The organism is Mesorhizobium sp. P2_A12 (genome assembly GCF_056405075.1).
Window position 1 is genome coordinate 634,260 of sequence record NZ_JBFUCU010000001.1, and the last position, 21,419, is coordinate 655,678.

At 63.6% G+C, this 21,419-nt stretch carries 17 protein-coding genes; 5 read left to right on the top strand and 12 right to left on the bottom strand.

Annotated features, from left to right (window positions below; all coding sequences use genetic code 11):
• Positions 1–2: 2 nt before the first annotated feature.
• Both AC1DZU_RS03065 and AC1DZU_RS03070 read left to right on the top strand, forming a co-directional pair.
• Positions 3–1,400: an NAD(P)(+) transhydrogenase (Re/Si-specific) subunit beta gene (locus tag AC1DZU_RS03065; RefSeq protein WP_477281602.1), complete on the top strand. Its 1,398-nt coding sequence runs from the start codon at positions 3–5 to the stop codon at positions 1,398–1,400.
• 136 nt (positions 1,401–1,536) lie between these two features.
• Positions 1,537–3,012, top strand: a complete 1,476-nt coding sequence (locus tag AC1DZU_RS03070) for a hypothetical protein (protein ID WP_477281604.1) — start codon at positions 1,537–1,539, stop codon at positions 3,010–3,012.
• A gap of 94 nt (positions 3,013–3,106) precedes the next feature.
• Here AC1DZU_RS03070 and AC1DZU_RS03075 read toward each other — a convergent pair whose 3' ends face one another.
• The 4 genes from AC1DZU_RS03075 to AC1DZU_RS03090 all read right to left on the bottom strand — a co-directional run bounded on the left by AC1DZU_RS03075 (position 3,107) and on the right by AC1DZU_RS03090 (position 10,166).
• Positions 3,107–4,018 carry a hypothetical protein gene (locus AC1DZU_RS03075; protein WP_477281606.1) on the bottom strand — a complete coding sequence of 304 codons (912 nt, stop codon included), beginning with the start codon at positions 4,016–4,018 and terminating at the stop codon, positions 3,107–3,109.
• Between the two features lie 239 nt (positions 4,019–4,257).
• On the bottom strand, positions 4,258–6,729 hold the full coding sequence (gyrB, locus tag AC1DZU_RS03080; RefSeq protein WP_477281608.1) for a DNA topoisomerase (ATP-hydrolyzing) subunit B: 2,472 nt from the start codon (positions 6,727–6,729) through the stop codon (positions 4,258–4,260).
• Positions 6,730–6,874: 145 nt separating this feature from the next.
• Positions 6,875–9,505 carry a caspase family protein gene (locus AC1DZU_RS03085; protein ID WP_477281610.1) on the bottom strand — a complete coding sequence of 877 codons (2,631 nt, stop codon included), beginning with the start codon at positions 9,503–9,505 and terminating at the stop codon, positions 6,875–6,877.
• Between the two features lie 91 nt (positions 9,506–9,596).
• Positions 9,597–10,166: an NADPH-dependent FMN reductase gene (locus tag AC1DZU_RS03090; RefSeq protein WP_477281612.1), complete on the bottom strand. Its 570-nt coding sequence runs from the start codon at positions 10,164–10,166 to the stop codon at positions 9,597–9,599.
• A gap of 197 nt (positions 10,167–10,363) precedes the next feature.
• Here AC1DZU_RS03090 and AC1DZU_RS03095 point away from each other — a divergent pair, with 197 nt between their 5' ends.
• Positions 10,364–11,731, top strand: a complete 1,368-nt coding sequence (locus AC1DZU_RS03095; protein WP_477281614.1) for a cytochrome P450 — start codon at positions 10,364–10,366, stop codon at positions 11,729–11,731.
• A gap of 148 nt (positions 11,732–11,879) precedes the next feature.
• On the opposite strand, the gene AC1DZU_RS03100 is transcribed toward AC1DZU_RS03095, so the two are convergent.
• From AC1DZU_RS03100 to AC1DZU_RS03135, 8 genes are all read right to left on the bottom strand, one after another.
• Positions 11,880–12,857, bottom strand: coding sequence for a complex I NDUFA9 subunit family protein (locus tag AC1DZU_RS03100; RefSeq protein ID WP_477281617.1), 978 nt, complete (start codon positions 12,855–12,857; stop codon positions 11,880–11,882).
• Positions 12,858–13,019: 162 nt separating this feature from the next.
• A complete protein-coding gene (locus AC1DZU_RS03105; RefSeq protein ID WP_477281619.1) occupies positions 13,020–13,472 on the bottom strand; it encodes a DoxX family protein in 453 nt (150 codons plus the stop codon).
• A 314-nt stretch (positions 13,473–13,786) separates the two neighbouring features.
• The gene (imm45, locus tag AC1DZU_RS03110; RefSeq protein WP_477281621.1) at positions 13,787–14,128 is read right to left on the bottom strand and encodes an Imm45 family immunity protein; all 342 of its coding nucleotides are present in this window, start codon (positions 14,126–14,128) and stop codon (positions 13,787–13,789) included.
• Positions 14,129–14,164: 36 nt separating this feature from the next.
• Positions 14,165–15,166 (bottom strand): Ldh family oxidoreductase, encoded by a 1,002-nt coding sequence (locus AC1DZU_RS03115; protein WP_477282210.1) that lies wholly within the window; start codon positions 15,164–15,166, stop codon positions 14,165–14,167.
• A 91-nt stretch (positions 15,167–15,257) separates the two neighbouring features.
• A complete protein-coding gene (locus tag AC1DZU_RS03120) occupies positions 15,258–16,067 on the bottom strand; it encodes an ABC transporter permease (protein WP_477281623.1) in 810 nt (269 codons plus the stop codon).
• Positions 16,067–16,780: an ABC transporter permease gene (locus AC1DZU_RS03125; RefSeq protein WP_477282212.1), complete on the bottom strand. Its 714-nt coding sequence runs from the start codon at positions 16,778–16,780 to the stop codon at positions 16,067–16,069. Before AC1DZU_RS03125 ends, AC1DZU_RS03120 begins: the two co-directional genes overlap by 1 nt.
• Positions 16,781–16,922: 142 nt before the next feature.
• Positions 16,923–17,717 carry a transporter substrate-binding domain-containing protein gene (locus tag AC1DZU_RS03130; RefSeq protein ID WP_477281625.1) on the bottom strand — a complete coding sequence of 265 codons (795 nt, stop codon included), beginning with the start codon at positions 17,715–17,717 and terminating at the stop codon, positions 16,923–16,925.
• Between the two features lie 55 nt (positions 17,718–17,772).
• Positions 17,773–18,588, bottom strand: coding sequence for an ABC transporter ATP-binding protein (locus AC1DZU_RS03135; protein WP_477281627.1), 816 nt, complete (start codon positions 18,586–18,588; stop codon positions 17,773–17,775).
• A gap of 217 nt (positions 18,589–18,805) precedes the next feature.
• Between AC1DZU_RS03135 and AC1DZU_RS03140 the strand changes: the two genes are divergently transcribed.
• Positions 18,806–19,654 carry a dimethylarginine dimethylaminohydrolase family protein gene (locus AC1DZU_RS03140; RefSeq protein ID WP_477282214.1) on the top strand — a complete coding sequence of 283 codons (849 nt, stop codon included), beginning with the start codon at positions 18,806–18,808 and terminating at the stop codon, positions 19,652–19,654.
• The gene (locus AC1DZU_RS03145; RefSeq protein ID WP_477281629.1) at positions 19,651–21,264 is read left to right on the top strand and encodes a 5-guanidino-2-oxopentanoate decarboxylase; all 1,614 of its coding nucleotides are present in this window, start codon (positions 19,651–19,653) and stop codon (positions 21,262–21,264) included. The genes AC1DZU_RS03140 and AC1DZU_RS03145 overlap by 4 nt, the downstream gene beginning before the upstream one ends.
• Positions 21,265–21,419: the final 155 nt, after the last annotated feature.

Sequence of the window (21,419 nt, forward strand, 5' to 3'; positions counted from 1 at the left end):
CCATGAACGCCAACTTCGCGTCCTTCCTCTATCTGGTTTCCGGCGTCCTGTTCATCATGGCGCTGCGCGGCCTGTCGCATCCGACCACCAGCCGCCAGGGCAACCTCTACGGCATGATCGGCATGGGCATTGCCATTGCCACCACGCTAGCGCTGGCGACGCCATCCGCCCCGCGCTTCGGTCTCATCATTCTTGGTCTGCTGATCGGCGGCTCGGTCGGCGCGGTCACCGCGCGGCGCATCGCCATGACCTCGATGCCGCAGCTGGTTGCCGCCTTCCACTCGCTGGTCGGCCTTGCCGCCGTCATGGTGGCAGCTGCCGCCATCTATGCGCCTGAAAGTTTTGGCATCGGCACCGTCGCCGATATCCACGCCCAGGCGCTGATCGAGATGAGCCTTGGCGTCGCCATTGGCGCCATCACCTTCACGGGCTCGGTCATCGCCTTCCTGAAGCTCGACGGACGCATGTCGGGCAAGCCGATCATGATCGGCGGCCGGCACTTCATCAACGCCGCGCTTGGCATCGCTCTGATCGTGCTGATCGTGCTTCTGGTCGGCACGGAATCGAAGCTGGTGTTCTGGCTGATCGTCGCGGCATCGCTGGTGCTGGGTATCCTGCTCATCATTCCGATCGGCGGCGCCGACATGCCGGTCGTCGTCTCGATGCTCAACTCCTATTCCGGCTGGGCAGCGGCCGCCCTTGGCTTCACGCTCGGCAATCTGGCGCTCATCATCACCGGTGCGCTGGTCGGCTCGTCCGGCGCGATCCTGTCCTACATCATGTGCAAGGGCATGAACCGCTCCTTCATCTCGGTCATCCTCGGCGGCTTCGGCGGCGAGACGGCGGCAGCGGCGGATGACGGCATCGAGCGCACGGTCAAGCAGGGTTCGGCCGACGATGCGGCCTATCTGATGATGAACGCGCAGAAGGTCATCATCGTGCCGGGCTACGGCATGGCGGTCGCCCAGGCTCAGCACGCGCTGCGCGAGATGGCTGACAAGCTCAAGGCCAACGGCGTCGACGTCAAATACGCCATTCATCCTGTCGCCGGCCGCATGCCTGGCCACATGAACGTGCTCTTGGCCGAGGCCAACGTGCCGTACGACGAGGTGTTCGAGCTCGAGGACATCAACTCCGAATTCGCGCAGGCCGATGTCGCCTATGTCATCGGCGCCAACGACGTCACCAACCCGTCCGCACGCGACGACAAGTCGTCGCCGATCTACGGCATGCCGATCCTCGACGTCGACAAGGCCCGCACCTGCCTGTTCGTCAAGCGCTCGCTCGGCTCCGGCTATGCCGGCATCGACAACACGCTGTTCTACAAGGACGGCACCATGATGCTGCTCGGCGACGCCAAGAAGATGACCGAGGAGATCGTCAAGGCCATGGATCACTGATCAGCGGATCAGCGCAGAGCCACGCCAAGAAACGCCCGGCCTCGCGCCGGGCTTTTTCTTGGCTTGACGGCGGTTTCGGGGCTACGATGACGAATGCCCGTCCTCGTCGACGGGATTGTCGTCAACGGAGACGTTGGTGCCCGACCCCATCGCATCGCAGGCCACCCCAAAAGCGCCGCGCAAGCTCAGCCAGGCGGTGGTGATCGTGCATGGCATGGGCGAACAGCGGCCCATGGATACGCTGCGGGGCTTTGTCCAGGCGGTCTGGAGCCATGACCCCGCCCGTGCGCCGTTTTATGCCCATGTCGCCGATCCGGCCGACCCCGCTGGCGCGAAGATCAACCAGAGCTGGATCACACCCGACAGCCGGACAAATTCGTACGAACTTCGCCGCATCACGACGCCTTACGATGTCGATGGCCGTCGCACCGATTTCTACGAGCTTTACTGGGCCGACATCACGCAAGGCACGACACGGGGCCGGCTCGCGGCCTGGGTGACGAACCTGCTGTGGCGCAAGCCCGCCGACATTCCGCGCGACGCCCGCAAGCTCTATCTCGTCACCCTGTTTGCCGTCATCGTCGTCCTGTGCGCGACGCTGGCGCTGGCGACGTCGGTTTGGCAAGGCTACATGTCCTGGGCCGCCGGCGTGCTCGTCACGATCCTGGCCTCATTCGTTATCTGGTCGGTCGACCGGTTCGGCCTTCCCTATTTCGGCGATGTCGCCGCCTATGTGCGTGCGGAAGCGGCGACGGTCGAGAAGCGCGCGCTGATCCGTGACCGCGGCCTGAAGCTGCTGAAGCGCCTGATGATGGACGATACCTACGACCGGATCGTGCTCGTCTCGCACAGTCTGGGATCGATGATCGCCTATGATCTCTTGCAGATATTGTGGGCCGATTTCAGGCCCCGAAAACTGGAGGCCATCCGCGCCAAGGCGAAACTGAAGGCGATCCGCGCCATCGACAAGGCGACACTCAGTTCCGACGGTTCCGCGTGGCCGGATAGGCTGGACGACCTCGCCGGTTTCCGGCGTGATCAGTGGGAGCTCTACCGACAGCTGCGTACGAAAGACGCCGACCATCCGCTGCCATGGAAGATCAGCGATTTCGTAACACTCGGCAGTCCGCTGACCCACAGCGAGTTTCTGGTGACATATGATCTCGCCGAGTTCCGGCGCGGCATCGCGGAGCGGTTGTTCTCGGCCTGTCCGCCAATCGCCCAAGGGGCGGCCGCCGGCGGCACTATCCTCTATCAGCAAGGGCGCAGTCCTTCAGGCAAACCGCAACGGGGGGTGCATCATGGCGCGGTGTTTGCCGCAACGCGATGGACCAACATCTTCGACAGGGGCAATGGCTGGCTGACCGGCGACCCGATTTCCGGACCGATGACGGAGAATTTCGGCCCCGGCGTGGAGAACGTCCGGGTCGAGCTGCACGGCTCCCTCGGCCGCATCTTCACGCATACGCTCTATTGGTCGCTGGCGGCAACCGGCGTCGAGGTCGCCGCGTTGGCCGGCGTTGTGCCGCGCACGCATCTTGCCGTGTTGCGCGACGCTGTCGACCTTGGCCGCAAGCTGGAGCCGAGCCAAGCGCCGGCGACTGCCGAATGATAAGAACAGAGAAACCCACCGCGCTACCTGGCAATTCAAACAAAAATCCACCCCGGGTTTGGCCCGGAGTGGATTGATTGCGTCGGCTACAGAATCAGCGGCCGGTCAGGAACACCGACTCCTCATCGTCACGCTGCCTGCCGCCGAGGGCAGCCGCGGCACTTGCGATGAAGGCGCCGATGGCCAGCGACAGAGCACCAAGCAGCGCAAAGGTCGCGCTGCCCTTCCTTGCTGTGTCTGCGGCTTGCTTGGCCTTGACCTTGGCATCCTCGACCTTCGCAACAAGAGCGTCGACCCGCGCCTTGGCGTCGGCCTCGGACAGACCGGTGCGGGCAACAACCAGTTGCGACAGGTAGGTCTTGTCGTCGCCCGAAATCTCGCCGGCAGCAGCGCCGGCGATCAGGATGCGCGAGGCTTGCCCAACTGCGGCGGCATCGCTCTCCGGATTGGTCGCCGCGAGCTTGCCTGCATCGGCCGGGCGGAACAGCGAATCCACCAGATAAGACGTCGCATTGTCGCTCGAAACGCCGTTGGCGGAAGCACCCGCCGATGTGCCCTTGGCGGCACCCGAAGCGACGGTCGAGACCGCCTGCACGCCTGACCCCAGCGCGGCGGACAGGGCCGAGCCAAGCACCCCGACGACGAGCAAGGTGGCCAATGCCCAGGCGAGGAAGCCGTGGGCGGTGTCACGGAAATAGACCTCGTCGGTGTGGATGCCGACCCATTTGGTGCGCAGGCGCCCTGCAAGGTAGCCGCCGACACCGGAGGACAGCCATTGCACGATGATGAGCCAGATAGCGGTGGACACCGCGAATGTGGTGACCGATGCGCCTGAGCCCGACCAGGGTGACACCATGGTCAGCCCCAACCCTGAGCCGAGCAACATCAGGATCAAGGTCAACGTGGAGGCCGCGAAGGCACCGGCGATGATCGGCCCCCAACTGACGGCGGGAGTGGAGGATTCAGTGGAAGCGGAAACGTCGACAGCCGATAGGGTGGACTGCATGAATTCCCCCTACCGTACGAAAAGCATGATCAGAATGATGATTGGAATCGGGATTCCAAGTAGCCAGAGCAAGATACCGCGTCCCATGAAGGCCTCCTGTGAGAAATTGTGATCGATACTGTCACAATGTCCCTCGGGTGCTTCCGTTCCGGCGGGTTATGAAATGATTCTGTTTGCCTCGGATGGAACAATTGGCGCGCCGCAGCGCGCCAATGCCGGAGAGAAGATATCCAGGTAGATCAAATGTCCAGGTTGGCGACCGACAAGGCGTTGTCCTGGATGAACTCCCGCCTCGGCTCCACCTCGTCGCCCATCAGCCGCGAGAACAGGCTGTCGGCGTCGGTGGCGTCGTTGACCTTGACCTGCAGCAGCGAGCGCACATTCGGGTCGAGCGTGGTTTCCCAGAGCTGCTCGGCGTTCATCTCGCCGAGACCCTTGTAGCGCTGCATGGTCAGGCCCTTGCGGCCGGTCGCAAAGACCGCGTTCAGCAGCGCCAGCGGCCCCGAGATGGTTTCGGCGACATCCTTGCGGCGCAGCACCGGTGGCGTCCCGTAGACCTCGCTGAGGCGCGGTGCGTAGCGGTCGAGCTGCCGTGCATCGGCTGAATTGATCAGCGCCAGGTCGAGATGCGCGTATTCCTTGACACTGCGCACCGTACGCTCGAACACATAGCCGCCGACGCCTTCGTTCGAAGTCGACATGCGGCCGGTCCAGCCGCGCTCGGTGTCCTCGGCGATGATGTCGAGGCGTTTTGCAATCCGCTCCGCCATGACATTGGCGCGACCGAGATCTGCGAAGACGTCGGGGTTGAGCCCGCCGGCGATCGCCGCCTGTTCGACCACGCCTCTGTTGTAGCGCGTGTGCAGCCCGTTGATCAGCTGGCGCACCGCCAGCGCATCGTCGATGGCGCTGCGCAGGTCCTGTCCGGTGCGAACCTCGCCGGAGCCCAGCGAAAGCGATGCTTCCTCGAGTCCCGAGCCGATCAGGAACTCCTCGAAGGCGCTCTCGTCCTTGATGTATTGCGAGCTCTTGCCGCGGGTCACTTTGTAGAGCGGCGGCTGGGCGATGTAGAGATGGCCGCGCTCGATCAGTTCCGGCATCTGCCGGAAGAAGAAGGTGAGTAGCAACGTGCGGATGTGGGCGCCGTCGACGTCGGCGTCGGTCATCAGGATGATCTTGTGGTAGCGCAGCTTGTCGGCGTTGAACTCGTCCTTGCCGATCGAGGTACCGAGCGCGGTGATGAGCGTGCCGATCATGTCGGAACCGAGCATGCGGTCGAAGCGTGCCCGTTCGACATTGAGGATCTTGCCGCGCAACGGCAGGATCGCCTGGTTCTGGCGCGAACGGCCGCCCTTGGCCGAGCCGCCGGCGGAATCGCCCTCGACAATGAAGATTTCGGATTTTGCCGGATCGCGCTCCTGGCAGTCGGCCAGCTTGCCGGGCAGCGAGGTGACGCCGAGCGAGCTCTTGCGGGTGATGTCGCGCGCCTTGCGCGCGGCTTCACGCGCCGCCGCGGCCTGGATCACCTTCTCAATGACCACCTTGCCCTCGCTCGGATGTTCTTCCAGCCAGGTGCCGAGCGCTTCGTTGACCAGCCCTTCGACCACCGGACGGACCTCCGACGAGACCAATTTGTCCTTGGTCTGCGAGGAGAATTTTGGGTCGGGAACCTTGACCGACAGCACCGCCGTCAGGCCCTCGCGGCAATCGTCGCCGATCAGCGAGACCTTTTCCTTCTTAGTCAGGCCCGAGGAGTCGCCATAGCCTGTGACCTGACGGGTCAGCGCACCGCGGAAACCGGCGAGATGGGTGCCGCCGTCGCGCTGCGGGATGTTGTTGGTGAAGGCCAGCACGTTCTCGTGGTAGCTGTCGTTCCACCACATCGCCACCTCGACAGTGATGCCGTCGCGCTCGGCCTTGATGGCGATCGGTTTGTCGATCAGCGGTTTCTTGACCCGGTCGAGATATTTGACGAACTCTTCCAGCCCGCCATCATAGTGCAGCTCGTGGCGCACGACGTCGGCATGGCGGGCATCGGTCAAAACGATGCGCACGCCGGAATTGAGGAAGGCAAGCTCGCGCAGCCGATGTTCCAGCGTGCCGAAGTCGAACTCGACCATGGTGAAGGTTTCGGCCGACGGGAAGAAGGTGATCTCGCTGCCGCTGCGTCCTTCATAGGTGCCGGCAACCTTGTTTTGCTCATAGCTGCCCGTCGCCTTCAGCGGCGCGTCGGCATTGCCGTGCGTGAAGCTCATCTCGAAGATCTGGCCGTTGCGGCGGATCTTGAGCTTCAGCCATGCCGAAAGCGCGTTGACCACCGAGACGCCGACGCCGTGCAGGCCGCCCGACACCTTGTAGGAATTCTGGTCGAACTTGCCGCCGGCGTGCAGCTGCGTCATGATCACTTCGGCAGCGGAAATGCCTTCGCCGGTGTGGATATCGGTCGGAATGCCGCGGCCATTGTCGATCACGGTGACCGAACCATCGGGGTTGAGCGTCACGGTGACGAGGTCGGCATGACCGGCCAGGGCCTCGTCGATGGCGTTGTCGACCACCTCATAGACCATGTGATGCAGGCCGGAACCGTCGTCGGTGTCGCCGATATACATGCCGGGGCGTTTGCGGACGGCATCCAACCCCTTCAAAACCTTGATGGAATCGGCGCCGTATTCGGCTTCAGCGCCGTTGTTGTTGTCGATCTGATCGCTCATGAAAACCTGTTGTCTGGATGCCGCTTGCACGGTGCTAAAAATCGGCACCGAATCGCGCCTCTGATATTGCCTAGATATAGGCGCTAAAGGCGGTTTTTCCAAGGTTTGCAGGCATTTCCGGGGTGAATCCCGAGCCGGCAGCCGGCTATTTTTTTCGGGCGCCGGATTTGGCGAGAAGGCTGCGCAAATATTTGATCATGAATTTGTCTCCGGGCGCCAGCCGCCCCGTCCGGTCAAGCTCCAGCGTCAGGTTGAGCGCCTTGGTCAGCGCGGCCTTCGGATCCCTCGCCACATAGGCATAGGCGACGTAGGCGCGCGCCAGATCGATTTGCCAGATCGCATTGTTCGGATCGGACTGGGCCAATTTCCGGGCAATAGCGAGGCTGGCCTCGAAGGCCGCCTTGGAACCCTCAAAGTGACGTCGGTCGATTTCCAGATACCCGATCTTCTGCAGGGTGATCGAAATATCGCGTTGCCAGTTCAAATTGGCAGGATCCAGCTTGGCCAGCCGGTCGGCTATAGCAAGACTGTCCTGATAATTTTGCAGAGCACCGCTGGCATCGCCCTGCACTCTAAGCACCTCGGCGACCCGCTCGAGGCACACCGACAGGTCGCGCTGCCATTCCGTGTTGCCGACATCGATGGCGGCAAGGTCGCGCGCAGTGGCCAGCGCCTGCTGGTGGGCCTCCAGCGCGAGCGGCCAATCCTTCTGGTCGCTGTAAGCATTGCCGATTTTGGAGTAACCGATCGACAGGTCCCGCTTCAAGTCGGTATCGTTGGGGTCGCGGCGCACCAGCTCTTCGGCGATCGCCTGGCTCTTGTTGAAGGCCGCGAGCGCACCGGCGGCGTCGCCGCGCTCCCGCAGCAGATCGCCGATCCTGGTTTGGCTGACTGAGACAGCGCGTTGGAGCCGCGCGTCATCGGGCTTGTTCTCAGCCAGCGCCAACCGAATTCTCAGGCTCTCTTCAAACGCTGTCTGGGCGCCGTCCAACTGGCCTGCGGTACGGGCAAGGTCGCCGATTTCGTCATAGGTGATTGTCAGATCATTGAGCAGATCGGCGCGGCCCGGCTCCGCATCGACCAACTGCTGCTTGATCGAGAGGCTTTGTTGATAGGCTTGGGCGGCGGCGCCCACATCGCCTTGCGTCGCCAGCACGTTGCCGATCTTGTCATTGGCCATGGCAAGATCGCCGAGCCAGCCTTTCTTGTCTGGCACATTTGTGGTCAGGTTCTGCAGCATGTCCCTGGCCGCCTCATAGTTTTCCAGGGAGGTTGGCAGGTCGCCTTGCGCCATCCTTATGTTGGCGAGCTTGATATGGCTGATGGCGAGATCGCGCTTGACGCTGGGATCGGTTTCCTGAAGCGACCGCTGCTCGAGGTTGGCCAACAGCGCGGAAAAGGCGCGGCCGGCCGCCTCGATATTGCCGACCGTCGTATAGAGGATACCGAGTTCCTCCAGCGTGCGGCTCTGTCGGTCGGCCTGTTCCAGGCTGAGTGAGGTCTGCCCGGCCTCGCCATAGAGTGCCAGCACGAATTCGTAGCCGTTGATGGCTGCCGCATAGTTCAGGTCGGCGCGCGCCGCGCCTGCCGACAGGAATACCGTTGCGGCCTGCGACAGCGTGCGGTCGACGAAATTCACCTTCAGCGCGTTGCGCGACACCCCGTCTATATTAGCCGCTTCCGCCAGCTTTGCCTGCGCTGCGTCGAAGGCGCCGAGCGACAGCTGCTCTTCGGCCTGCCGACGCAATTCCGTCACTCGCGGATCATCGGCCGCGAGCGACTTCATCTCGCTGCGCACCTTGACGAAGGCGTCGGCCGCTTCACGCAGCCGGGCATTCAGGCTGTCCGCCGACAAATTGCTGGTGTCGGAACCGATCAGCGCGCCATAGAGCGGCGCCAGCGGCATGTCGGCGTCACTGGCGATCTGCTCTACTTCGCCGCGCATCTCCGGCGTCACATCGGCCATTGCGAGCAGCAGGCGTTCGCGCTCCGGCAAATGCTCCTTGGCCGCTGCGGCAAAGAACAGTTTCGGCAGGCCGCTCTCGACATAGGGTAACTGCTTTCCACGCGACAGGTCATAGACCTCCTGCTGAACCAAAGTCAGCACCGAGCGGATCTCGAGACCGTCGGTGCCGAGATATTTGATCAGCGCTGTCGTGAACGGCGAATTCTGGCCGGTGCCGTCGGCCGCCGTCTCGCCGGGGGCGGCCGAGAAGGCGAACAGGATGTTTTCGGCGCGGCCGATCCGGCCAAGCCCGGGCTTGACCTTCTCAGTGATATCCTTTGCCAGGGCCGTCGCGCCGCGCCCTTCGCCTCTGCTTCCCGAGAAAGGATCGCTGCGGCAGGCGTCGAGCACGATCAGCCCGACCTTGGCGGTGGCGGCGACCGCGTCGCGCACCTCTTCGAGAGGCAGGCTGGTCTGCTCCAGCGCATCGAGCGAAGAGGCATCGGCATCGATCGGCAGCAGCCGGTTGTCGCCTGAGATTTCAACGCCATGACCGGAGAAGTAGACCAGCGCCACGTCGGCGCCTTTCCCATCCTGGCGAAAATCGTCGAGCGCGCGGCGCATGCGTCGGAGATCGCGGTTGGTTTCGAGAACGACCTCGAAGCCGAGCTTCTTCAGCGACGCTTTCATCGCCTCGCCGTCATTGATCGGATTGGCGAGCGGCCGGACCATGCGGTAGTCGTCGTCCGCGATGACCAGCGCCACGCGCCGCTCCGCCACCGCGATGGCGGTGGTCGTAAGCATCAGCAGCAAGGCAAACAGCAAGCGCAAGTCGAACCGCCCCCCCGGCTCAGTCGTTCGCCAACCATTCCACCACTTTATCGCGCGAGCAAGCCGGGTCTTTGGCCGAAAACCGGCTCCTTCAGGCCGCCCGCATCGGCTTCAGGGCCTCGCTCCAGCGCAACAGCTCGTCCAGCATGGTCTTGGCTCCGCCCTGCACCTGCTCGCTGGCCCGGAAAGAGCCGTCGTGCTCGAGCAGTTTCTGATAGAGCGGCAAGGAAACACCTTCGGAGATCGGCATTACACCCACCGCAGTCAGCAGCGGCTTGAGCGCTTGCGCCGCGCGCAGGCCGCCGGAGGCGCCGCCGTAGCTGAAGATGGCGGCGGGTTTGTATTTCCACTCGCGGGCGAGATGGTCGACCGCGTTGATGATCGCCGGGGCGGCGAAATAATTGTATTCCGGCGCCACGAAGACGAAGGCGTCGGCAGCATCGATCGCCTTCGACCAGGCCTTGGTGTGGTCGTTCTGATAGTTGCCAAGCTTCGGGTGATGCGGCTCGTCCAGAACCGGCAGATTGAACGCGGCGATGTCGGTCAGCACCGGTTCGAATTTCCCGTGTTCGCGCGCGAATGCCTCCAGCCATTCGGCAAAAACCGGTCCGGCACGGCCGGGCCGCGTGCTGCCGATGATGATGTTCAGCTGGTGCTTCAATACGGGCTCCTTCGATGGGCAGTATCTGTTGGTGACTGTCACCTACGGCAGAGCGCGGCTGCGGACAAGGCAGCACTTCCAGGGGAGCAGTCACAATTGGCTGAACAGCTTGTCTGCCGTCATATTTCAGGATGCCGTTCGGCCACATGGACGCCTGGATTGCCAGCCACTACATTGAGGTATCAGCGGAGCACTCCATGGACGTCCAGCCCGCCCCCTTCGTTCCCCCGGCGCCGAAGCCGCGCACGACGCCGCCCTCGACGCTGGAGATGATCCGCATCGTCTACCGCAACCCGCTCGAACTGTGGGGTGAGCATACCTACAACGAGCCCTGGATTTCGGTGAATGGCATTGGTGGACATCTGGTCGTCGCCAACGATCCCGGCCTCATCCGCCATGTGCTGGTCGACAATGCCAAGAACTACAAGATGGCGACGGTGCGCCAGAAGATCCTGCGGCCGATCCTGCGCGATGGCCTGCTGACCGCCGAGGGCGAGGTCTGGAAGCGGTCTCGCAAGGCGATGGCGCCGGTGTTCACGCCACGCCACATCTTCGGCTTCGCCCAGCCGATGCTCAGGCGCACGCAAGAATTCGTCACCCGCTATGAGGGTGGCGGCACGTCCGACATCGCCCACGACATGACGCTGCTCACCTACGACATCCTGGCCGAAACGCTGTTCTCCGGCGAGATATCAGGCGAGCCGGGCAGTTTCGGTAACGAAATCGACCGCCTGTTCGAGACCATGGGCCGCGTCGATCCGCTCGACCTGTTGCGCGCACCAGACTGGTTGCCGCGTCTCACCCGCATCCGTGGTCGCAAGACCATGGCCTATTTCCGCAAGATCGTCACCGACACGGTCAAGATGCGTGAAGAGAAATTCAAGCGCGATCCCGATGCCGTACCGCAGGATTTCCTGACGCTGCTGCTCAAGGCCGAAGGCCCCGAAGGGCTGACGCGGGCCGAGGTCGAGGACAACATCATCACCTTCATCGGCGCCGGCCACGAGACCACGGCGCGCGCACTCGGCTGGACGCTTTACTGTCTCGCGGAATCGCCATGGGAGCGCGACAGGGTCGAGCAGGAGATTGACCAGTTGCTGGCGCGCGAGCCCGATCCGACGAAATGGCTCGACGCCATGCCGTTCACGCGTGCGGCTTTCGACGAGGCGCTCAGGCTCTACCCGCCGGCGCCGTCGATCAATCGCGAGCCGATCGAACCGGAAATGTGGAACGATCTTTATATCCCGAAACACGCCGCGGTGCTGGTCATGCCGTGGGTCGTCCATCGCCACAGGAAACTGTGGGACCGGCCCAACGCCTTCCTGCCTGAGCGCTTCCATCCGGGAAATCGCGAGAAGATCGACCGCTTCCAGTATCTGCCGTTTGGCGCGGGCCCGCGCGTCTGTATCGGCGCCAGCTTCGCCATGCAGGAGGCGATCATCGCGCTCGCCATCATGCTGTCGCGCTTCCGCTTCGACACCACGGCCGAAACGAAACCCTGGCCGGTGCAGAAGCTGACCACGCAGCCGCAAGGCGGCTTACCGATGCAGGTAACGCCGCGTTAGGTGCGCCGATATTCAGGTGATGCTGGCCTGCGAACGATGGCTTTCTGCGCTTCCGGTGCTCACGTCCTTCAAGTACGCCCCGCTCCGGTTCTCGGAACCCACCGACCTCAACCTGACCTGAATCTCAACACACCTTAGGAATGCCGAATTAAGCCGCGGGCTTGCGCTGCTGGAACTGGCCGGCGGCACGGAAGCGCCAGAGGTAGCTGGGCAGGATCGTGGCGATCGATTGCGGCTGGATGCCGAGCCCGGCCAATGTCCGGTTGGCCTTGGCCGCCGCGTCCGAAACGATGTTGTGCTCGCGCAGCTGCATCACCTGGTCCTTGGTCAGCAGCGGATTGGGCAAGAGGCCGAGGATCGAGGCCTGGATATTCGCCACCCACCACGGCACCGGCACCAGTAGGCGCTTGCGTTCGATCACGTCAAGCAGTTCTTCCATGCACTCCTTGAAGGTCAGCACCTTGGGGCCGCCAAGCTCGTAGATCTGGCCGCCATCGACCTTGCCGTCGACCGAGCGCGCCACCGCTTCGGCGACGTCGCCGACATAGACCGGCTGGAACTTGGTCTGGCCGCCGCCGATCAGCGGCAGCACCGGCGAATAGCGCGCCATGCCGGCGAAGCGGTTGAAGAAGCTGTCCTCGGGCCCGAAAATGATCGACGGCCGGAAGATCACGGCGTCCTTGATCGTCTCCAGGACGGCCTTTTCACCAAGCGCCTTGGTGCGTGCGTAGTCCGATTCGGACTCCAGATCGGCGCCAAGCGCCGAGATATGGGTGAGGCCGGCGCCGACGGCGCGCGCCGCTTCGGCCACCGCGCGGGCACCAAACTCATGCACGGTAGAGAACTTCTGCCGGCCGCTCTGATGCAGGATGGCGACCAGATTGACGACATGGTCGGCACCCTGCACGGCGCGGTCGACCGACCAGCGGACGCGCACATTGGCCTGTACCGGCTGGATCTGGCCGACATTGCCGAGCGGCTGCAGGTGACCGGCGAGATCGGGCCGCCGGCAGGCGACCCGGATGCGATAGCCGCGCTTGGCCAGCGCGCGCACGACATGGCGGCCGACAAAGCCTGAGCCGCCAAAGACGACGACGAGCTTTGGGGTCTGCAGGATTTCGGTCATGGCTGGCTCCGGCGCTCGCAAGCTTGGCTGAAGCCGTTTCATAATCCGTTTCGCGCCAAAGGCAAAGGGCGACGCGTGGTCGCTGCCGCCCTTGTTTCCAAGCAATTCCAGGAAAAGTGCGAAGCGGTTTTCCGTCCGGAATTGCGTCAGAACAAAAGTGCTTCAGAACGCCTTGCCGATGCGGGTGTCGACCGAGTGACGGTTGCCGCCGCGAATAACGAAGAAGAGCAGGATCGCAGCCCACAAAAGCGACTTCTCGGCACCCGAAAAGCCTTGGCCCATAGTGACCCAGTGGAACCAGACCGTGACCAGCAGCACGAACAGGCCAGCAAAGGCGGCCGGCCGCGTCAAAAGGCCGATGGCAATCAAGATGCCGCCGAAAAATTCCGTGCAGGCCAGAAGCAACGACCACAAGGCGCCGGGATAGAAGCCGAGGCCCTCGACCATCTCGGCGGCGCCGAAAGGGTTGGTGATCTTCTGCGAGCCATGCACGGTGAGAAACGCACCGGCGACGACGCGAAGAACGGTTTCACCGGCGTCATGCAGCGACGAATACAGGCGGCCAAGCACTGGAACGATCAGCTTGCCGCGGGAGGCGTCGGTGGTCACGGACATCGTAGCTCCTGTTTTTGTGATATTTCCTTGCAAACGCCCGATGGCTCCCATCAAGTCAAGTTAACAAAAGTTAACTTTCACCATCATGTTTTGGCCCATGCGGAGGATGAAACGCAGAAAACCCCGCCGAAGCGGGGTTTTCCGGGTGACGCAACGGTCGAGACAGGGTCCAACGAGGCGGCTGACCTGAGACGGCATACGCTCGCCCCGACCCTAAACGCATCCGACTGAAGACACCGCCCGGGCAAACCCGACCCGGACACCCATTGGTCGTTGCCGCGCCGGAAAAGGTTCAACAGGCGTGCTGCGAACAGCTATTCTTCGGGTAGTTTCTCTGGCTCCGAGCGACCACCCGTGCAAACCCAGACTTCGCCAGATGCGGAGCTGCGGTCGACCCATTTTTGCCAATGGCGACTTAGCCACTCAGGCGAAATGGCTCCCTTGTCTTGCATTTTCGCTTCCTCTGGGAGAATCACGAGAACATTGCCTGCATCGTAGCCACAATCGCGAACGAGACCCAAGCCCGACCCCTCATGCGTTGCAAAAAGCATGTAGTCGAGGATTTCTTCTTTGGGCGTCATCCTCCGGTACCGAAATAGCGATCCGCGAAAAAGAGGCTGATCGTCTCGCATATCCAGCAGCTTGGTCCAGATCATTTCTTGATATCCAGGTCGAGCTTACTAACATCTGCTTCAGGAAGAATAGCGCTCGGCGAATTCGGAAATGCGCTGCACCACCGCCTTCGGCGCGGTGATGCCCCGCGCCTGCGCCTTCTCGGCGGCTTCGGCCCGGGCACGCCCGGGCACATGCACGCCGAAGCGCCGCCGCAGCCGGTCGAGTTGGTCCTTCATGCGCTGCTCAAAGTCGGGATCGAGCAGCTTGGGCTCGACGGCAAGCACGAACAGCCCGGTTCCTGGACTGTCCGGTCCGCCGGTGAACCATGGCGCGTCGAGCGACCAGTTGGCGCCCGACAGGCCAGCCGCCAGCACTTCGACCATCAGCGCGATGTTGGCGCCGCGCTGGCCGCCGAAGGCAAGCATGGCGCCTTTCATGGCGGCGGCCGGATCGGTGGTCGGGTTGCCGCTGGCATCCAGCGCCCAGCCTTCGGGAATTTTTTTGCCGTCTTCCGCCGCCTTGCGGATGTTGACGAAGGCGGTAGCACTCGACGACTGGTCGATGACCAGCGGCGCGCCGTCGGCGGCAGGTGCTGCAAACGACATCGGGTTGGTGCAGTAGACCGGCTTGACCGAGCCCGAGCCGGCAAGAACGGCCGGGCCATTGGTAGCGGCGAACGACACCAGCCCAAGTTCTGCCAGCCTGCCGGTGAAGTAGCCGAGCGCGCCGCATGTATACGCGTTCTTTTGCGAGAAGATGGCAACGCCGAACAGCTTTGCCGCCTTGGCGAGGTCGTCGATGGTGCGGTCGAAGCCGGTATGCGCCAGCCCGCCGCGTGCGTCGGAGAGATAGACCGCCAGCGCCGGCCGGGTGATCACCGGGTCGGCATTGCCGTCGATGCGTCCGGCTTCAAGCGCCTCGAGATAATCGATGAAATGCGACAGCCCGACGGTCGAAAGCCCTTCCGACTCGGCGGCGATGATCGAGGCGGTGAGCGATTGCGCCGCTTCCTCATTGGCGCCGGCGCCGAGCGCCGCCATCCGGCAAAGTCCTTTCGCCTGGTCGAGACTGAGTTGCATCATGGCTGCCTCTAAGTGGGTAGGGAGTGGTGGCTAGTGAATAGAGGATGCGGTGCGCCGCTTCTACCCGCAATTCGCTCCACGCACCTCACTAGCCGATCTTGTTGGGGATCCGCGCCTCGATCCTGCTGAAGGCGAAGACCAGAATGCCGGTGATCGTCATGTAGATCAGCGCCAGCAGCAGCAAGGGTTCGTAGGTCAGGTAGGTGTCCTGCCGCACCTTGGACGAAACGGCGAAGATATCGATGACGCTGATTGTCGCCACCAGCGGCGTCGACTTCAATTGCAGCACGGTTTCGCCGGTCAGCGTCGGCAGCGCACGATAGAACGCCTGTGGCAGCCAGATGCGCCGAAATGTCTTCCAGCGGGTCATGCCAAAGGCGCGAGCGGCCTCGAGCTGGCCCTTGGGAACGCCGGCGAAGGCGCCGCGCATCACCTCGCCCTCATAACCGGCGAAAGAGAGGGTCAGCGCCAGCACGCCATAGGGCCAAGCCTGCCGCAGATACGGCCACATCCAGGATTCGCGGATCCACGGATATTGCGGAAACAGCGAGCCGAGGCCGTAATAAAGCAGCCACAGCTGGATCAGCAGCGGCGTGCCCCGGATCACCGTGCAGAAGACCTTGGCGGGTGCGGCGAACCAGAACGAGCCGGTCGCTTGCGCCAGCCCCAGCGGCACGGCGAGCAGGAAGCCCAGCACGCAGGTGACGGCCAGGATCCACAGCGAGCGCCAGATGCCGAGCAACCCCATTTCATAATATTGCGGCAGCCAGTCCCAGCGCATGAAAAAGGTGGCCCCCAGGACCAAGCCGAGTGCGATCAGGATCAGCACGATGCGGTGCGGCTGCAGCCACAGCGACGTCCGCGCGACGACATTGATGATGGCCGCGTCACCAGCCATCAGCGCGCCTCCTTGAGCGAAGGCATGCCGCGCCGCGACCAGGCCTCGATACGGCCGATGATCAGATTGGAAAACAGCGACAGCAGCAGATAGAGCATGGCGGCTGCGAAAAAGAAGGTGAAATAGGCCTTGGTGACGCCCGCGGCCTGCCGCGTCGCCAGCGCCAGTTCATAGAAGCCGACGACTGCCAGCAGCGCGGTGTCCTTGGTGGCGATCAGCCAGAGATTGGCGAGGCCCGGTATGGCGAAGGGCAGCATGGCCGGCAAGGTGATGCGTCGCAACAGCAGGCCGGGAGACATGCCATACGCGCGGGCAGCTTCAATTTGCCCCTGAGGAATGGCCAGGATCGCGCCGCGTATCACTTCGGTCGAATAGGCGCCCTGGACAAAGCCGAGCACGGCGATGCCGGCGGCAAGGCCGCTGATGTCGACGCGCTGATATCCCATTGCCGTCAGCGCCTGGTTGATCAGGTCGGTTCCGGCATAATACAGCAGCAGGATCAGCACCAGTTCGGGCACGGCGCGCACGATGGTGGTGTAGACGGCCAAGAGATCGCGCACCACCGGTCCGCCATAGAGCTTGCCATAGGCGCCGCCGGTGCCGATCAGAAGACCTAGGCACGTGGCGCCCAGCGCGATCTCGATCGAATGGAGCAGTCCAACCAAGAGAGCTCCGCCCCAGCCCGGCGGGTAGGGCGAGAGAAGCTCGATGATGCCGGCCGCGGAGGCCGAAAGAAGTGCGTCGATCAGCGTCGCCCCCGGATTGCTGGCGTCAGCCGCTGTCAATTCTCGTCAGCGGTTTCGGCTAAACCGCACGACGAGATGCCGTGCGGTTTTGGCTCATGCGTGGACGACGTCAGTTCGACTGCGTCGGGCCGCCGTAAATATCGAAATCGAAGTACTTCTTCGTGATCTCGTCATACTTGCCGTTGGCGCGGATGGCCTTGATGCCGGTGTTGATCTTGTCCTTCAGGTCGGTGTCCTCCTTGCGCACGCCGGCGCCGATGCCCGGTCCCAGCACCTCATCGTCCGGAGCCACCATGCCCTTGAGATCGCAGCAGGCTTTGCCCTGGTCCGACTTGAGGTATTCGACAAGCGCGATGGAATCGGCCTGCACCGCATCGAGGCGACCGGCGGCGAGATCCTGGTTGGCTTCGTCCTGAGTCTGGTATTCCTTGATTTCCTGCGCCCCAGTGAAATGCTTCTTGGCGTACACGGCGTGTGTGGTCGACACCTGGACGCCGATGACCTTGCCCTTGAGGTCGTCGGGCGTGGCGCCGAACTTCTGGTCCTTGGGCCCGATGATCGCCGGCAGCGTGTTGTAGTACTTGTTCGAGAAGTCGATCGTCTTCTTGCGTTCGTCGGTGATCGACATCGAGGAGACGATGAGGTCGATCTTCTTGGTCGTCAGCGCCGGGATGATGCCGTCCCAGGCAACAGGCGTGATGACGCAGTCGAGCTTCTCTTCGGCGCAGACGGCGCCGATGAAATCGATCTCCCAGCCGACCCACTTGCCCGAAGCATCCGGCGAGGTGAAGGGCGGATAGGGCTCGGCGGCGACGCCGATCTTGACCGGATCGGCCTTGGCCACGCCCATGGCGGCGACGCCCAGCAGCAGCGCTACGGCAAATGTCTTCAGAACAGTCTTCATTTTCACGACTCCCAGTGTGTTGTTGGTTCCCGGTTTTCTTCCGTCCCGGCCTGTCCTAGCCGATGTTGCGGATGAACTGCTTGAGCCTTTCGGATCTGGGCGCGCCGAAGATCTGCTCCGGCGGTCCTTCTTCCTCGACCAATCCATTGTAGAGATAGACGACATGCGTCGCGACCTCGCGGGCGAACTTCATCTCGTGGGTGACCAGCACCATGGTGCGGCCTTCGCGCGCCAGGTCGCCGATCACCTTCAGCACTTCGCCGACCAGTTCGGGGTCGAGCGCCGAGGTCGGCTCGTCGAACAGCATGACGCGCGGATTGATGGCCAGCGCCCGGGCGATCGCGGCGCGCTGCTGCTGGCCGCCCGACAGATAGGCCGGATAGACGTCGCGCTTCTCGGCCAGGCCGACGCGGGCGAGCAGCTTTTCGGCCTCGCGGATCGCCACATCGCGCTTGACGCCAAGCACGTGCACGGGAACCTCGATGACGTTCTCGATCAGCGTCATGTGGCTCCACAGGTTGAAGTTCTGGAACACCATGCCGAGCTTGGAGCGGATGCGCTCGATCTGCTTGCGGTCGGCCGGGACCGTATGGCCGTGGCTGTCCGCCTTCAGCTTGATCTCCTCGCCGTTGACGCGGATGATGCCGCTGGTCGGATTCTCCAGGCAGTTGATGCAGCGCAGCAATGTCGATTTGCCCGAGCCTGAGCCGCCGATGATGGCGATGACCTCGCCGTCGCGTGCCGACAGCGAGACGCCCTTCAGCACATGCAGCTCACCGAACCTCTTGTGCAGGTTCTCGACATGGATGGCTTCGGCGGCGCCGTCTTGCGCCGTGTGTTTCAGTACGGGCGCGGCGCTTTGCGCCATCATCCCTTCGACGCTCCGCGGAGTGGTCGAGCCCGTCGCTGCTGGATTCTTTTACCCATTACCCGTCACTGGACAGAGTTCCCGTTCTCAAGATGGACCGTTCCGCTTGCCTCCGTCAACCACGGTTTTTGGACTATTGATCACAGCTTGCCGTAGTGGTTAGTGGCGGCAACGGACGTCTCGGGAGAATTGAGTGGGCAAATCATACGGGTCGCAGTCCATGGCCGGACCGCTGAAACGCGTGCTTATGCGGTCCGCCGCCAGCGCCATGCGCGCTGCCAGGGCGCAGGAATGGCACTACGGCCCGGGCTTCGAGCCGGGAAAGGCCGCCGCCCAGCATGAGCGATTGACGCAGCTGGTTTCTGCCTCCGGCGCCGAGGTCGAATGGCTGACGGATGCCGACGACGGGCTGGCCGATTCGGTCTTCACCCATGATCCTTCGCTGATGACCGATCACGGCGCGATCATTCTTGCCATGGGCAAGGCGCTGCGCCGGACTGAGCCTGGCCTGCATGAAGCAGCTTACAAACGCATGGGCATTCCCATCCTCGGCCGCATCGATGATCCGGGCCAGGTGGAAGGCGGCGACTGCGTCTGGGTGGATGCAAACACGCTGGCCGTCGGCCGTGGCGTGCGTACCAACCAGGATGGTATCCAGCAACTTTCAAATCTGCTTTCGCCCAAAGGCATTTCGGTTTTTGGCTTCGATCTGCCGCTCTGGCACGGCGAGGAAGCCTGCCTGCATCTGATGTCGGTGATCAGTCCGCTTGCCGACAATCTGGCGCTGGTCTACGCGCCGTTGCTGCCGGCCGCCTTCTACCAGATGCTGAGGGCGCGCGGCATCACGCTGGTCGGGGGCGATGCCGATGAGTTCCATGCTTCCAACGGGCTCAGCCTCAACGTGCTGCCGACGGCGCCGCGCCGGGTGATCGCCGTCGCCGGCTTTCCCAGGACGGCGGCTGCCATGCAGGCGGCCGGCTGCACGGTTTCCACCTTCGAGGCGGATGCGCTGTGCATTGCTTGCGAGGGTGGCCCGACCTGCCTGACGCGCCCGGTGCTGCGCCAATGACCACCGTTGGGACCACCTCTGGGAACACCGTTGGGACGACCGTCGGAGAGGCGCTCATTTCGCTGCTCGAAGCCCATGGCGTCGACACGGTCTTCGGCATTCCCGGCGTGCACACGGTCGAACTCTATCGGGGGCTGGCGCGCTCGAATATCCGCCATGTCACGCCGCGCCACGAGCAGGGCGCCGGCTTCATGGCCGACGGCTATGCACGCGCCAGCGGCAGGCCGGGCGTCGCCTTCGTCATCACCGGACCGGGGCTGACCAACACCATCACCGCCATGGGACAGGCGCGCGCCGATTCGGTGCCGATGCTGGTGGTCTCAGGCGTCAACGCCACGCCGACGCTCGGCAAGGGCCTGGGCCATCTGCATGAACTGCCCGACCAGCGCGGCATGATGGAGAAGGTGGCGCTGTCTTCGCAGCGGGTCACCGACGCCAGTGAATTGCCCGGCGCGCTGGCGCAGGCCTTCGCGCTGTTTTCATCGGCCCGGCCCGGTCCGGTGCATATCGAAATCCCGACCGACGTCATGGTCAAGCCGGCGGATGGCCTCGCTGCCATGCTGAGCAATGCGGCACCGCCAGCGCCTTCCGGCGCGGCAATTGCCAGCGCGGCCAAACTCATCGCCGCCGCGCGCGCTCCGTTGATCCTGGCCGGCGGCGGCGCCAAACGCGCCGAAGCGCCATTGCGGCGTCTGGCCGAACGGCTGGGCGCGCCGGTCGTCGAGACCGCCAATGCGCGCGGCCTGCTGCATGCACATCCGCTTTGCGTGCCGGCCAGTCCCAGCCTGAAGGCGGTGCGGACGTTGATGGCGCAAGCGGACCTGGTCATTGCCGCCGGCACCGAGTTCGGCCCCACCGACTATGACGGCTACAGCGATGGCGGTTTCGTCCTGCCTGCCAACCTGATCCGCATCGATATCGGCGCAGACCAGCTGGCCCGCCGCCCAGCGACGGTTTCGATTCAGGCCGATTGCGCCGAGGCGCTCGAAGCGCTGCTCCTGGAAATCAGCCATGTCCCGGCAAGCGAGGACGGCCCGTCGCGCGCCGCCGCAGCACGAGAGGCGGCCTTTGCCGAGATCAGTCCGACGATGCAGTCGCAGGTGCGCGCCGTGGAAGTGATCCGCGACACGCTGCCGGGCGCGCTCATCGTCGGCGATTCGACGCAGCCGATCTATGCCGCCAACCTCTACTATGACCATGACCGCCCCGGCGGCTGGTTCAATGCCGCCACCGGCTTCGGCGCGCTCGGCTACGGCCCGCCGGCGGCGATCGGCGCCGCCCTTGCCGTGCCCGATGCGCCGGTCGTCTGTCTCACGGGGGATGGCGGCTTCCAGTTCACGCTGCCGGAACTGGGCGCCGCACTTGATGCGCATGCACCGGTCATCTTCGTCGTCTGGAACAATCGCGGCTATCGCGAGATCGAAACCTCGATGCTCGATGTCGGCGTCGAGCCTGTCGGCGTGTCGCCGGCGCCGCCGGATTTCTGCAAGCTGGCCGAAGCCTATGGCCTTGGTGCGGAACGGCTTGCCGATATCGACGCCTTGGCGGACGCGTTGAAACGCGCCCGGGCAACCGGACTGCCGCGCGTCATCGAAATCACAGTCGACTGAAGAGTGGCGGCGCAACGGGCTTCATGTGCCTCAGCCGGCATGGACCCGGCTGGCCGACGGACCGATGCATGCAAAGACGCAACAACTGCCATGTCGAGATATCAGTTGAGTGATGCCGCGAAAGGCGCGACGCTCTGCGTCGGGCGGCGTAACAA

Coding starts and splice junctions, on each gene's coding strand:
- AC1DZU_RS03065 (WP_477281602.1), top strand. CDS start 3: ATGAACGCCAACTTCGCGTCCTTCCTCTATCTGGTTTCCGGCGTCCTG.
- AC1DZU_RS03075 (WP_477281606.1), bottom strand. CDS start 4,018: ATGCAGTCCACCCTATCGGCTGTCGACGTTTCCGCTTCCACTGAATCC.
- gyrB (WP_477281608.1), bottom strand. CDS start 6,729: ATGAGCGATCAGATCGACAACAACAACGGCGCTGAAGCCGAATACGGC.
- AC1DZU_RS03095 (WP_477281614.1), top strand. CDS start 10,364: ATGGACGTCCAGCCCGCCCCCTTCGTTCCCCCGGCGCCGAAGCCGCGC.
- AC1DZU_RS03100 (WP_477281617.1), bottom strand. CDS start 12,857: ATGACCGAAATCCTGCAGACCCCAAAGCTCGTCGTCGTCTTTGGCGGC.
- AC1DZU_RS03105 (WP_477281619.1), bottom strand. CDS start 13,472: ATGTCCGTGACCACCGACGCCTCCCGCGGCAAGCTGATCGTTCCAGTG.
- imm45 (WP_477281621.1), bottom strand. CDS start 14,128: ATGATCTGGACCAAGCTGCTGGATATGCGAGACGATCAGCCTCTTTTT.
- AC1DZU_RS03115 (WP_477282210.1), bottom strand. CDS start 15,166: ATGCAACTCAGTCTCGACCAGGCGAAAGGACTTTGCCGGATGGCGGCG.
- AC1DZU_RS03120 (WP_477281623.1), bottom strand. CDS start 16,067: ATGGCTGGTGACGCGGCCATCATCAATGTCGTCGCGCGGACGTCGCTG.
- AC1DZU_RS03130 (WP_477281625.1), bottom strand. CDS start 17,717: ATGAAGACTGTTCTGAAGACATTTGCCGTAGCGCTGCTGCTGGGCGTC.
- AC1DZU_RS03135 (WP_477281627.1), bottom strand. CDS start 18,588: ATGATGGCGCAAAGCGCCGCGCCCGTACTGAAACACACGGCGCAAGAC.
- AC1DZU_RS03140 (WP_477282214.1), top strand. CDS start 18,806: ATGGCCGGACCGCTGAAACGCGTGCTTATGCGGTCCGCCGCCAGCGCC.
- AC1DZU_RS03145 (WP_477281629.1), top strand. CDS start 19,651: ATGACCACCGTTGGGACCACCTCTGGGAACACCGTTGGGACGACCGTC.